The 10290-nt window shown below is 69.1% G+C and carries 12 protein-coding genes; 5 read left to right on the forward strand and 7 right to left on the reverse strand.

All coding sequences use genetic code 11. The annotated features are described in order from the left end of the window. The first annotated feature begins 56 nt into the window (after positions 1 to 56). On the forward strand, positions 57 to 770 hold the full coding sequence (locus tag A4R44_RS33835; protein ID WP_067589780.1) for a tyrosine-protein phosphatase: 714 nt from the start codon (positions 57 to 59) through the stop codon (positions 768 to 770). Here the strand turns inward: A4R44_RS33835 and A4R44_RS33840 are convergent. Next, the gene (locus tag A4R44_RS33840) at positions 760 to 2049 is read right to left on the reverse strand and encodes an MFS transporter (protein WP_232791894.1); all 1290 of its coding nucleotides are present in this window, start codon (positions 2047 to 2049) and stop codon (positions 760 to 762) included. The genes A4R44_RS33835 and A4R44_RS33840 overlap by 11 nt on opposite strands. A gap of 91 nt (positions 2050 to 2140) precedes the next feature. On the opposite strand from A4R44_RS33840, the gene A4R44_RS33845 reads away from it, so the two are divergent. After that, positions 2141 to 2752, forward strand: coding sequence for a TetR/AcrR family transcriptional regulator (locus tag A4R44_RS33845; RefSeq protein WP_067589786.1), 612 nt, complete (start codon positions 2141 to 2143; stop codon positions 2750 to 2752). Between the two features lie 12 nt (positions 2753 to 2764). Further along, complete coding sequence (locus tag A4R44_RS33850) at positions 2765 to 3169, forward strand: hypothetical protein (protein WP_067589789.1); 405 nt, start codon at positions 2765 to 2767, stop codon at positions 3167 to 3169. 299 nt (positions 3170 to 3468) lie between these two features. Here A4R44_RS33850 and A4R44_RS33855 read toward each other — a convergent pair whose 3' ends face one another. The 4 genes from A4R44_RS33855 to A4R44_RS33870 all read right to left on the reverse strand — a co-directional run bounded on the left by A4R44_RS33855 (position 3469) and on the right by A4R44_RS33870 (position 6482). Then, entirely contained in the window at positions 3469 to 3681 is a 213-nt protein-coding gene (locus A4R44_RS33855) for an acyl-CoA carboxylase epsilon subunit (protein WP_067589792.1), read from the reverse strand. Positions 3682 to 3688: 7 nt separating this feature from the next. After that, positions 3689 to 5326, reverse strand: coding sequence for an acyl-CoA carboxylase subunit beta (locus A4R44_RS33860; protein WP_067589795.1), 1638 nt, complete (start codon positions 5324 to 5326; stop codon positions 3689 to 3691). 14 nt (positions 5327 to 5340) lie between these two features. Next, the gene (locus A4R44_RS33865) at positions 5341 to 5934 is read right to left on the reverse strand and encodes a hypothetical protein (protein WP_232791895.1); all 594 of its coding nucleotides are present in this window, start codon (positions 5932 to 5934) and stop codon (positions 5341 to 5343) included. A 110-nt stretch (positions 5935 to 6044) separates the two neighbouring features. Beyond that, the gene (locus A4R44_RS33870; protein WP_157905066.1) at positions 6045 to 6482 is read right to left on the reverse strand and encodes a hypothetical protein; all 438 of its coding nucleotides are present in this window, start codon (positions 6480 to 6482) and stop codon (positions 6045 to 6047) included. Positions 6483 to 6565: 83 nt separating this feature from the next. On the opposite strand from A4R44_RS33870, the gene A4R44_RS33875 reads away from it, so the two are divergent. After that, the gene (locus tag A4R44_RS33875) at positions 6566 to 7384 is read left to right on the forward strand and encodes a GNAT family N-acetyltransferase (protein ID WP_232791896.1); all 819 of its coding nucleotides are present in this window, start codon (positions 6566 to 6568) and stop codon (positions 7382 to 7384) included. A 146-nt stretch (positions 7385 to 7530) separates the two neighbouring features. Here A4R44_RS33875 and A4R44_RS33880 read toward each other — a convergent pair whose 3' ends face one another. Both A4R44_RS33880 and A4R44_RS33885 read right to left on the reverse strand, forming a co-directional pair. Then, positions 7531 to 8313, reverse strand: a complete 783-nt coding sequence (locus tag A4R44_RS33880) for an SRPBCC family protein (RefSeq protein ID WP_232791897.1) — start codon at positions 8311 to 8313, stop codon at positions 7531 to 7533. 31 nt (positions 8314 to 8344) lie between these two features. Then, positions 8345 to 9046, reverse strand: a complete 702-nt coding sequence (locus tag A4R44_RS33885; protein WP_067589807.1) for an NAD(P)H-dependent oxidoreductase — start codon at positions 9044 to 9046, stop codon at positions 8345 to 8347. Positions 9047 to 9116: 70 nt separating this feature from the next. Here A4R44_RS33885 and A4R44_RS33890 point away from each other — a divergent pair, with 70 nt between their 5' ends. Further along, positions 9117 to 10100, forward strand: a complete 984-nt coding sequence (locus A4R44_RS33890) for a GlxA family transcriptional regulator (RefSeq protein WP_095213787.1) — start codon at positions 9117 to 9119, stop codon at positions 10098 to 10100. Positions 10101 to 10290 lie beyond the last annotated feature (190 nt).

Below are 10290 nucleotides of genomic sequence, written 5' to 3' on the forward strand. Positions count from 1 at the left end.
GACGGCCCTCGGCGAGCTGGTTGTCGACGGTGGACAGCCGAGGCCAAGATCGGCTGATGGGCGAGAACCGGACGGTGGAATGGGAAGGCTTCTTCACCACCAGAAACCTCGGCGGTCTCCCGACCCGATCCGGCGGCCGCACCGATCCGGCGCGGTGCTACCGGTCCGCCAGCCTCCGGTTCGTCACCGGCGCTGGCTGGGCCCAGGCGCGAGAATCGGGTCTCCAGACCATCGTCGACCTGCGAAACCCCGCCGAGATCAGCACCTACGCGCCCGCCGTGCCGTCCGGAATGACACGCCTCGAAGTCCCGCTGGACGACGTCGAAGACATCGGGTTCTGGCAGTACATCGCCGACGAGCAACTCGACGGCACCCCGCTGTACTACCGCGTTTTCCTTGACCGCAAAGCAGAACGCTGCACAACAGTCCTGAAGGCGCTGGTCCGAGCCGAAGGCGGCGTGCTCTTCCACTGCACTTCCGGCCGAGACCGCACTGGCCTCGTCTCGCTCCTCCTGCTCGCCCTCGCCGACGTCGACCCGGAAACCATCGCCGCCGACTACGCCCTCTCGACCGAAGCCGTCCTCCCGCTGTACCGGGCGCTCGGCGAAGACCAAACCGCGCTGCTCGAAGCAGCTTCGGCGCGCCGCCGGAGCACCATCCGTGAAGCCGTTCTGGCCACCCTCGACGGCCTCGACGTTCGCGACTACCTCGTCCGCGCCGGAATGGCCGCGGACGAGGTAGACCGTCTTCGGATCCGGCTCAGTCGGTGAACTGGTGCAGTTGCCGCGCCCGCCGGCTGCCCAGCGAATACCACCCGGCGATCCCGGTGCCGACGGTGAGCGCGGCCGCACTGATGCCCAGCGACCAGTGCACCCCGACCGCGGAACCGAGCAGTCCCACGGTGAATCCGCTGCCGGCGCGAAGACCGTTGGCGGACACGCTGTACACGCCGATCACCCGGCCGCGTTCCTCCGGTTTCGCCAGCAACTGCACGACGGTCTGCCCGATCGACATCGACGCCAGGTTCGCCACGCCGCCGACCACCAGCAGTGCCACCGCGATCGGATAGCTGGCGGTCATCGCGAAGAACAGGCTTGAGAGCCCGTAGACCGCCGTGCTGATCACCGCGGCGGGCACGTTCGGTTTGATCTTCCCGGTCGCTTCCAGCAGGATCCCGCCGATCACGCCGCCCGCCCCGTTGGCGAACAGCAGCACGCCGTACGCGGTTCCGGCGCTGCCCGCGCCGAGATCCTGGGCGAAGATCGGCATCGAACTCTGCATCGAGGCGCCGACGAAGAACGCGCCGAGCCCGGCGAGGATGATCATCCCGACCATCGTCGGGTTCCCGCTGATTTCCCTGAGGATCCGCACCGAATCCATCAGCCCGACTCGGGGGCGACGGATGATTCCGCCGTCTCTCGTGTGTCCGGTGAACTTGGTGCGAAACAGGAACACGGTCAGCGGCAGGTAGAACGCGACGTTCACGAAAATGCCCGCCACCGGACCGAGTCCGAGCAGCAGCGCCGAGCCGACGACCGGGCCGAAGAGGATGCCCAGGCTGCGGAAGGTGGCGTTGAGCCGGACCGCGCTCGGCAGTTCCGCGGGACCGACGAAATCGTGCAGCATCAACTGCTCGCCCGGCCCCCAGATCGCGCCCGCGCAGCCGTGCAAAATCAGCAGTACGCAGGCACTCCACACCTCGAGCGTGTCGGTGACGATCAGGACGCCCCACGCCACCGACACCGCCATGAACAGCACCTGCGCGGCCTGGATGATCCGGCGGCAGTCGTGCCGGTCGGCGAGCCCGCCGAAGTACACCGAGAACAGCAGGAACGGCACCCAGTGGCTGATCACCTCGAACCCGGTCAGCGCGGGCGACTGGAACTTCTCCCAGAGCACCCAGTAGGTGATGACGTGCTCAATATTGTCGGCCATCATGGCCAGGCCGGTGCCGATCAGATACGGACGGCAGTCCTTGTTGTACAGCGCCGCGAACTTGCGCGGGGCCGCTGTGCCGGTAACCCCGGAATCGGGTTGGTGCGTCGGCACCCCGCACGCGGAACACATGACTGAGAACCCCCTAGTGAGCTGGTGCTCGTAACGCTAGACGAGACGTTGCGTCTTGGCTAGACTTATTCACGTGGGCGACGTCACTGAGCCCGGCGAGCGCCGGCATCACGGGAACCGCTACGGCCGCAGCGAGCGCGCGCGCCGCGCGGTCTTGGACGCGGTCGACAACCTGCTGGTGGAGGTCGGCTTCGCCCGGCTGACGATAGAGGGCATCGCGGCCAGAGCGGGGGTGGGGAAGCAGACCGTCTACCGCTGGTGGCCGTCCAAAGTGGACATTCTGCTCGAAGCGCTCGGCGACGACCTCGCCGAGGAACTTTCGCCGCCCGACTCCGGCGATCTGCGCAAGGACCTCTGTGCGCACCTCGCCGCGATGGCGTCCTTCCTGACCACAGCCGACGCCGGTGCGGTCTTCCGCACGCTGCTCGGCCAGGCCCAGCACGACCCGGACCTGGCGCGGCAGCTGCGCGAGGTGCACATCCGCGCCCAGCACAGGCGTGACCGGCTGCCGCTGGAACGTGCCGTCGCCCGCGGCGAATTGCCCTCAGACGTCGACCTGGACAGTGCGGTCGAGCAACTGGCCGGGCCGATCCACTACCGCGTGCTGGTCACCGGCGCGCCGGTGCCGCCGGAGTTCACAGATGGCCTGGTCGAGCGATTTCTCCGGGAGCATCCGCCCGAGTAGGCTCCCGGAGACATGGGAACGGTCTTGTGGCTGGTCGGGCTGGCTGTCGCCGCCGCGGTCGTGGCCGGGATTCTCTGGGTTTTCCGGGACCGGGCCGGCGGGCTCGATCAACGGTTACGGGCGGCCGAACAGGCCTCGCGGTGGCGATTCCTGCAGCAGCAATGGGAATCGGAACCGATGGCGCGGCTCGCGACCGTCCAGCAGGTGCACGCGCTTACCCAGAACGGTGGCTGCCAGGTCCGGATCGTCTGGACGGACAGCTACCACGCCGAGGACGTCGAGATCGAGCACGATCAGGCCGACGCGGGCGATTACCTGTTGCTCCGGGGCGTCGGGCCGCTGGGCTCGATCACCCGGGAAGAGCTGCTGGCGCACGCGGGCGCGGATGCGCCGGATTGGGCTCAGCGGGGGCGTTGACGTCTCAGGTCGTGAGTCTTCGGTCGGCTTGGCCGCGGCGCTCCAGTGAGGTTTTTCGGTAGCCGTTGTGCGCGGTCTCGCTGCTGTGACGCGCAGCGCCGGTAGCGCCAGGTGGCTCTCTCGGCTCCTGCTGGCACGGCCGGACCGCACCCAGATGTCCAGCGGGACGACTTCGCGAGCCCCGCTACGGAGAACCCCCCATGCCGCATTGGGTGCGTGTCGGGACCGTAGGCAGCCGGAACACGGTGCGCCCTAACCGGCACCGACACTCACGAGGGCTGCTGACACTCGCGGGGGCTTCAGCGAGGCAACGCCGAGGCGCGCCAGGCCCCGTCCCCGGCCGCCGGCGGCGCGTGCACCGCGGCTGCTCGGTCGCCCCACCACGACGTACGCCGCCGTGGCGGAGCGGGTGCCGACGCGGCCGCGGCAGTGGCCACCACCGCGGTGAGCGCGGCGAGTTCGGCGTCGTCCGGGTTGCCGCGGACTACGCGAAGCAGGGGAGTGTCCGTCATCGCGGCCTCACAGGGGGATGTTGCCGTGCTTCTTGGGCGGCAGCGATTCGCGCTTGGTGCGCAGCAGGCTCAGCGCCTTGGCGACGTGGCCGCGGGTGTGCGCGGGCACGATCACCGAGTCGACGTAGCCGCGTTCGGCCGCCGCGTACGGGTTCAGCAGCGTGTCCTCGTACTCCTGGATCAGATCGGCGCGCAATGCGTCCACATCGCGACCCTCCGCCGCCGCGTTGGCCAGCGTCTTGCGGTGCACGATGTTCGCCGCGCCCTGCGCGCCCATCACCGCGACCTGCGCGGTGGGCCAGGCCAGGTTGACGTCCGCGCCGAGGTGCTTGGAGCCCATCACGTCGTACGCGCCGCCGTACGCCTTGCGCGTGATCACCGTGATCAGCGGGACGGTCGCCTCCGCGTACGCGTAGATCAGCTTCGCCCCGCGGCGGATGATGCCGTTCCACTCCTGGTCGGTACCGGGGAGGAAGCCGGGAACGTCCACAAAGGTCAGCACCGGGATGTTGAACGCGTCGCAGGTCCGCACGAACCGGGCGGCCTTCTCGGACGCGTCGATGTCGAGGCAGCCGGCGAACTGCGTCGGCTGGTTCGCGACGACGCCGACGCTCTGCCCGTCGACCCGGCCGAATCCGACCAGGATGTTGGGCGCGAACAGCTCGTGCACCTCAAGGAATTCGCCGTCGTCGAGCACGCGGGTGACGACCTCGTGCATGTCGTACGGCGTGTTCGGCGAGTCCGGGATGAGTGTGTCGAGTTCGCGGTCGGTGTCGGTGACGTTCTCGAAGAACCCGGCCGGCGACTGGTTCGCGTCGAACTCCGGCGGTTCGGACAGGTTGTTCTGCGGCAGGTAGGAGAGCAGTTCCTTGACGTAGGCGATGGCGTCCTCGTCGTCGGAACCGAGGTAGTGCGCGACGCCCGACTTGGTGTTGTGCGTGCGCCCGCCGCCGAGTTCCTCGAAGGTGACGTCCTCGCCGGTCACCGTCTTCACCACGTCCGGTCCGGTGATGAACATCTGCGAGGTCTCGTCCACCATCACGACGAAGTCGGTGAGCGCGGGGGAGTAGACGTGCCCGCCCGCGTTCGCGCCCATGATCAGCGAGATCTGCGGGATCACCCCGGAGGCCATGGTGTTGCGGCGGAAGATCTCGCCGTACAGGCCGAGCGAGACGACGCCCTCCTGGATCCGCGCGCCGCCGCCCTCGTTGATGCCGATGATCGGACGGCCGGTCTTGATCGCCAGGTCCATCACCTTGACGATCTTCTCGCCGTAGACCTCGCCGAGCGCGCCGCCGAACACCGTGACGTCCTGGCTGAACACGCACACCGGACGTCCGTCGACGGTGCCGTAGCCGGTGACGACGCCGTCGCCGTACGGGCGGTTCTTCTCCAGCCCGAAGTTCGTGGAGCGGTGCCGCGCCAGCTCGTCCAGCTCGACGAACGAGCCCTCGTCGAGCAGCAGATCGATCCGCTCGCGGGCGGTTTTCTTGCCCTTGGCGTGCTGTTTCTCGATCGCGCGCGCCGAGCCGGCGTGCACGGCCTCGTCGTAGCGGCGGTAGAGATCCGCGAGCTTGCCGGCCGTGGTGTGGATGTCCGGTTCTCCCTCGGGCGGCGTCCCGAGCGGCTGCGTCGCACTGCTCATGTGGCGGAGCTTAGCTACTGCGCGGTTGCCGCGCGTGTGGCGTAGGACTCCCTCGCCGCTGTGTCGCGGACGAGCACGCGGTCGTCGAGCGCGACGATCTCGCCGGAGTTGTACGCGACGTAGACGGTGTACCCGATGGTGTCTATCGCGGTGACCTGGTGGCCGTTGACGAACACGCCGGGGGCCGCCGAAGAGGTTCCGGGCCGGGTCCCCTTCGAGGGGAAACAAGCGCTCGGTTCGCCGCCGCGCGGGATCGAAGGCGACGACCCATTTGTCCCGGCGCGTTCGCGGTCCTCGCCCGTGCAAGAACAACAGCGCCGGAGCCCGGCGGATGTCGAAGAAGTGGTTGACGAGGTCGTAGCCGCCAAGGTCGAAGCGGTGTTCCGGGGACAGCGCCTCGGTCGGCCCGGATGACGGGGGACCGCGAAATGCCCGGTGGTGAGCACGACGGAGTGATCGAGGTCGCGGAGCCGTTCGACGCTGTCGTCGGACAGCCGGACGCGTTCGACGGTCGCGCAGGATTCGGCCCAGCCCGCCCAGCCGGTGAGGACGGCGGAGGTCTCGGCGGGGTCGGGGTAGAGCTGGCAGCCGAGGCCCGAGGCAGGCACGGACCATTCGCGTTCGCCGACCAGCACTCAGCCGCGACGTGCTCAAGGCTGGCGAGGATCCGTCCGTAGCTCAGCGCCGCGACGGCCATTGTGGGACGCGCTGCTCCTCCTCATGCTCGTCGAACACGGACACCCCAGCGGAGTTCGGTGACCTCGCGGCGTTCGCGCGACAAAGAGGTCGCGCGGCCGGATTCGAGGTCGAGGACGGTCAGTTCACCCTCGTAGAAATAGCCGCCGTCGTACGCTCCGGAGCCGATGGCCGGAATCGGCAGCTCCGGATGGAACGCCAGCGCGTTGACCGGCCAATGCAGGCTCACCAGGTGCACGCATTCGAGCGTGTCGGCGCGGTAGACGCCGACGCGGTTCCAGGCGGTCGGCTCGGACGAACTCGTCACGCTGTGCCCGGCCCACTGCGGATGCCCCAGCGAACCCCCGACGGCCACACAGCCCGTGCGGGAATCGGTCTCGGTCAGCCGCACCTCGCCGACCTCGGCGAACCGGCCGTCGCCGAGAACCTGCTGGCCGGTCAGCACTTCGAAGTCGGTCACCAGCGAAGCCAATGCCGGGCGTCAGTTGAATTTTCGGCGTCGAGCCGACCACTGTGGCCGCGGCCGGGCCTAGGGTGGGCAGCGTGCTGCTCGCCGACGCCTCGGTCCGCTCGCTCGGGCCCGCCGACCTGTCCGCTTGCCTCGACCTCGGAACCGATCGCGGGTGGCCGCGCGAGGAACGGAAATGGGCGATGCTGCTGGAGGTCGGCCGCGGATTCGGCATCGACGCCCCAGACGGCGGTCTCGCCGCGGCGGCGGTGCTCAGCCGGACCGGGCCGACCGCGTCAGTGTCGATGGTCGTCGTGGCGGAACGGTTCGCGCGGCAGGGACTCGGCTCTCAGGTGATGGCGGAGGCGCTCGACGCGGCCGGTGACGCGGTGGTGTCCTTGCACACCACGGAAAACGCGCGTCCGCTGTATGAATCGATGGGCTTCGAAGTCGACGGCGGCTGCGACGACCATCGCGGCCGGTTCGCTGACGACGGCGGCCCGGCGGCGCGGCCGATCGGTCCGCCGGACGTGGCGCGAGTGTACGAATTGGACAGTGCGGCGCAAGGCTTCGCGCGGCGGGAGTTGCTGAACCGCATGCTGTTCGAGGCCGAGCACGTCCACGTGACCGACGACGGTTACGCGCTCGGCACCGCGCACGCCGGAGTGCTGGTGATCGGTCCGGTGGTGGCCGGGGACATGGACCAGGCCCGCGCGCTGATCCGCGGCATCGCCCGCACCACGTCCGGCGATCTCCGGCTCGCGGTCGACCACCGGTTCCCGGAGCTGTCGGCGTGGTGCGAGGCGCGTGGGCTGGCGGTGCATGGTCCGGCGCCGAGGCTGGTGCTGGGAGGGAAAGCGTTGCCAGGCCTGGCTGAGGTGCGGTTTTCGCCGTACAACACTGCGCTGGGGTAGGGGGTCTCGGGTCGGGAGTGCTGATCCCGGTGAGAACCGCGATCGGCACTCACGAGCTGTACCGCCTCCGCACCGCCGCCCGCCGCTGCTCGTCCCACGGTTCCAGCTCCACCCCGAAGGACCCGGCGAACAACGCGTTCAGCTGCTCATGCCGTGCCGTCAGCAAGTCCGGCAGCTGATCGTTCAGTTCCGCCGGAACGGTCTGGGTCAGCTCCACCCGCACCCCGTCCAGCGGATCCGCCGTCACTTCCCACCGCACGTGCCCAGCCGGTTCCCCGTCGTGCAGCCAGGCGTAGGCCAGCACCTCCGGTGACCGCGACTCCAGCACCTCCGCTCCGGCTTCGGGCTGAGGCAGCCGCTTCCAGACTTCCTCGGCAGGCGGCCAAGACCAGGTCCCGGCGGAACCGGAGCACGCCGCCGTCCAGGACTTCGCCGTCTTCCAGGCCGAATTCCTCGGCGTAGTGCACCATCCGCGCGTGCCAGTCGGCCGGCGGTTCCGGCGTCCGGCCCTCCAGCGTGGCTTCGAGGGAATCCAGGCAGGCGACCCAGCCTGCGACGTGCCGTCCCGTGCCGAGCAGGGCGATGTCCGGTTCGCCACGGTTGAAGACGTGCGTGAAGGCGAGCTTGCTGCCCGTGCCCTCAGCCGACACCTCGATCCGGATCAGGTCCGAGTTCCAGGTGAACTCGAAGACCTCCGGCGGCCGGTAGCCGACGATCTCGCCCTCGCTGACGTCCCCGGTTTCGGTGAAGGTGAACGTGATCTTCCCGCCCGGCGCCGGGGCGTCCGGCAGCGTGACCGCGGCGGGGAACCAGTGCGCCAGTTCTTCCGGCGAGGTGACCGCGCGCCACACCTTCTCCGGCGGATGGGCCAAGATCCGTTCGAGGGTGACGCTCGGTCGTCCGCCAGGAGCCGTTCGCAGGATCGCCATGCTCGTATATAACCACGGAGGTATATACGGGTCAAGCGGTCAGATGCGCGCCATACCCGGTCTGACCTGGGGCTACCTTGGGAAGCAGGACGAGCCGCCGGTCGTAGTCGCCGCCGTCCTGGGTGCGGTACGGCAGCGGATCGGTCGTTTCCAGGGAGTGCAAACGTTTGCGCAACTGCTCGACGACGCAGTCGAACCTCTCCGGCGGCATCCGGGTCGTGCCGGTCACCTTGAGCGGCGGCAGGACTGTCATGCCGGTGTAGAAGAGCGTGGCGTGCTGGACGTTGAACAGCAGATCGTCCAGCGAGCCGTGCGCGCCGCGCGGGCCGAGGCTGTCCTCGTGCGCGCCGGCGGTGACGATGACCATCGCGCGTTTCCCGGCCAGGACGCCGTTGCCGTAGCGCAGGGTGTGGCCGGTTTCGTCGCGGTAGTCGTAGCCGTAGCCCTGCACGAAAACGCGGTCGAACCAGCCCTTCAGGATGGCCGGGGTGTCCGCCCACCAGAGCGGGAACTGGACAATGACGGTGTCCGCCCAGCCGAGTTTTTCGTGCTCGATCCGGACGTCCTCGGGCACGGTCGCGATCTCGTCGACGATCGGGTTCCAGCGCATCGCGTAGAGATCGGATTCGCGCACGTCGTGGCCGAGATCGCGCAGCGTCGTGACGCCCTCGTCGCGAAGTGCGCCGTTGAGCGAGGCGGGGTCGGGGTGGGCGTAGATCCACAAGACGTTCATGAGGCCAGGGTGCAACCGGCGAAACGGGCACAACAGTGGCCCGATGGCCACCTTGTGCAAGAATCGGGCCATGGCTGTTTTTCGTCATTCGGAGCGGCACAAGGTCGCGGTGCTGGTGCGCCACGGCATGCTCGTGATGGAGCTCGGCATCGTCCACCGGCTGTTCGGCCAGGCCAGATCCGCTGACGGCGAGCGGTTGTACGAGGTCGTCACCTGCACGCCGGAGCCCGGCGACATCCGCACCGATGCGGACTTCACCATCCCGGTGGCACAGGGCCCGGAGGCAGTGGCCGAGGCCGACACCGTGATCGTTCCCGCGTCGTCGCTCGAATACGAGCCCACCGGGCGGCAGCTGACCCCGCAGCTCAAGCACGCGATGAGCCTGGTGTGCCCGGGCAGCCGGATCGCCTCGATCTGCACCGGCGCGTACGTGCTCGCCGCGATGGGCCTGCTCGACGGCCGCCGCGCGACCACGCACTGGCGTTCGGCGTGCGAGTTCCAGCTCGAATACCCGCGCGTGCAGCTCGACCCGGATGTGCTCTACACCGAGGACGGCAACGTCTTCACCTCGGCGGGCGTCGCGTCCGGCATCGATCTCTGCCTGCATCTGATCCGGCGCGATTTCGGCGCGGCGGTCGCCAACGAGGTCGCTCGCGGCACAGTCGTTTCACCGCATCGCGAGGGCGGGCAGGCCCAGTTCATCCGCCGTCCGGTGCCGGAACCGCGGTCGTCGTCCACCTCGGCCGCGCGGGCGTGGGCGCTGGAGCACCTCGACCAGGCGATCACGCTGCGCGACCTCGCGGCGCGCGACTCGATGAGCACGCGGACGTTCACCCGGCGGTTCCGGGACGAGGTCGGGATGTCGGCGCTGCAGTGGCTGACCCAGCAGCGAGTGGAGCGTGCGCGGCAGTTGCTGGAGGAATCGGAGCTGCCGGTCGACCGGGTCGCCGCGGCGTGCGGATTCGGGACGGCGGCGTCGCTGCGCCAGCATCTGCAAGCCGCGCTCGGGGTGTCGCCGAGCGCCTACCGGACCACCTTCCGGCGTCCGGCCTGAACGCGGCGGTCCGTGGCAGCGCTGTTCGCGGGCTGCCACGGACCGACCCCCAGAGTCCTCATCTTGACGAGCCTGCCGGGGTGTTCGGTACCCCGGCGACCAGGTCTTACACGATCTGACACGCGTCAGGAGACGACGGTCACCAGCACATACACCGGACGGCGGGTCGAGAAGAGCTCCGCTCCCTTCG

The organism is Amycolatopsis sp. M39, assembly GCF_001651785.1.
Lineage (GTDB): Bacteria > Actinomycetota > Actinomycetes > Mycobacteriales > Pseudonocardiaceae > Amycolatopsis > Amycolatopsis rubida.